We start from the raw sequence: 1,922 nt of genomic DNA, 5'->3' as shown, positions 1-1,922 counted from the left end.
CACTTCAGGGGTGCAGTCCAGGACTGTCACCGTAATCCCGAGATTAAGATCGGAAGCCTGGATAATGTCGAACTGTGCCGCAGGCTCAACGAAGGTGCATGAGCGCAGATCGCCCTCTGAGGCGCGGAAACGCGGACGCTCAACAATTTCGAACGGAAGATCGTTGCGACCCTGCAGCAGATGGCCGTCGGAGGCTGGAATCGGGATACGTCCCCGAAGCAGGCAAAGCACGTCGGCCGCATCGCGCGACAGGCGATAGATCGCGAGATCGTGCGGTCGCCTGGTCAGCCCTGCAACTGGACCGTCAATCGTTTGCGAACCGTTTTCTTCAGGAAATGTTTGATCGATTTAATGAAGTCCCTCGCGTCCGGCCCGTTGCCGAAATGGATGGTAACACCGCGCGAGAATTCCTGATTCTTCTTAATCTTCCCGTCACTCTGGCGGTTTGCGTAGAGCAGGCCCCGCAAGATCGAACATAGCTCGTTGAGCCGTTCCTTTCCATCAACCTTGACGAAGACGTTGCTCATGTATTCTGGGTCAGTCTCTGGCATCTATGCGCTCCGAGGCTTGCACGTCTCAGCATCCTAGCGTGGTGGTGTCCGCTGTCGATATTGTGAACTCGCTTCGACTGCGCGAACGACCGCATCAGGATGCGCAAAGCGGAAGCCCTTAGGGCGGGCGCCTGCTCTCCTGGCCTATTAATTGATCTCACATGAAGAGGCGATACGGATAGACGTTTCTCGGCAGGTCCGCGACGTTCGCAATCGTCCTTGCCAGCTTTTGGGAGTAGCGGATGCTCACCGGCACGGGGTCGTAGAGTGCATCGTTGTTCCAATCCATCTTGGTCAGCGCCAGCGCCTCATGAGCGCTTAGCTCAAGAGGGCCACTGCCGGCATGGCGGATGAGCTGCAGCGGGCGCGGAATGCTCTTCTTTCCCTGATAATAGTCGCCCTTGGTCGAGACCTCGGGAGCATTTCCCGCCACCCATACGAGCGCGGAGTTGCCTGATCTCACTACCATCGTTCCTCGGGGCACGGGATAGCCGGACGGCCGTGTGGGAGGGGTCCGCTGGCCAGACTTGATCAACCAAACTCCACGCCAGCAAGATGCCGAACTGATCTCGATGCACTCGATCTCCGGTACGCCGGATAATGCATCGAACGCCCCTTCGATTTCGCCGTCCTTAAAGGCGGTAGTCTTGTGGATGACCATCCGCTTAGGAAGGTTGCCGCCATTGCGGCCTTGATAAAGCTCGAGACTGCGGGCGAGTACCGCTCGCATGTCGTCACGGCTCAGAAACGGATTTCTACGAGCCTCGGCAACGTCGGCGACCGGGTCGCGCGCCTCGAAGGCGACGAACTGCATGCCGCCGCCATCCATGTCGAAAACTTGTGAGCAGCACGTCACATAGTGCGCGTCTCGCTGATCGCCGCGGAGTGCATAAGCGAGCCCGATATAGGCGGTATCTGTTGGTACACCTTTCAGCGGTGCCAGTTTCCAGGGTGTGCCGGCGGCCTTCACATACAAGGCAGTCGCCAGGCGCCACGCAAGGGAAGCCTTATGGGCGAAGGTGAACGCTCGATCGTTGAGCACCTGGGTGGGGATATTGTATTTCGCGCCAAGGGCCTTGAGCGCATCATGCGCATCGAAGAACTTGCCGCGCGTAGCAGGATTCCAGCTGTCGGGAAAATGGACGAGCACGACGTCAAACGCGCTTCGCACCGTATCGAGCCGTCGGAGCGCGGCCTCCATTGCAAGAAAAAGCCGTGCTTGCGGGTCGCCCTCGCCTGGAAGCAGGTGCAGAAGATCGGGCCATTTGATGTGCGCGTCGCGCGGCGCAGCCTCAAGTGTGTTTCGGCATGGAATAAGGACCCCGTATTCGGGGTAATCGGCATCCAATCGGGGCTCTGACTCATTTCTGA

3 protein-coding genes are annotated in these 1,922 nt (G+C 58.7%); all 3 read right to left on the bottom strand.

Annotated features, from left to right (window positions below; all coding sequences use genetic code 11):
* Window positions 1-231 (bottom strand): hypothetical protein (locus FXB40_RS48850; protein WP_210352250.1); only part of this gene is annotated, 231 nt, incomplete at its 3' end.
* 53 nt (window positions 232-284) lie between these two features.
* Window positions 285-551: a hypothetical protein gene (locus FXB40_RS47490; protein WP_148779124.1), complete on the bottom strand. Its 267-nt coding sequence runs from the start codon at window positions 549-551 to the stop codon at window positions 285-287.
* 157 nt (window positions 552-708) lie between these two features.
* A partial coding sequence (locus tag FXB40_RS47485) for an argonaute/piwi family protein (protein ID WP_430648197.1) occupies window positions 709-1,922 on the bottom strand: 1,214 nt, incomplete at its 5' end.

Source organism: Bradyrhizobium rifense (assembly GCF_008123425.1).
Lineage (GTDB): Bacteria > Pseudomonadota > Alphaproteobacteria > Rhizobiales > Xanthobacteraceae > Bradyrhizobium > Bradyrhizobium rifense.
Note: the sequence above shows the minus strand (reverse complement) of the source record. Positions and strands in the feature narration are given on the sequence as shown.

Excerpts from the sequence above, each read along its gene's own strand:
- FXB40_RS47490 (WP_148779124.1), bottom strand. The coding sequence starts at position 551 with ATGCCAGAGACTGACCCAGAATACATGAGCAACGTCTTCGTCAAGGTT.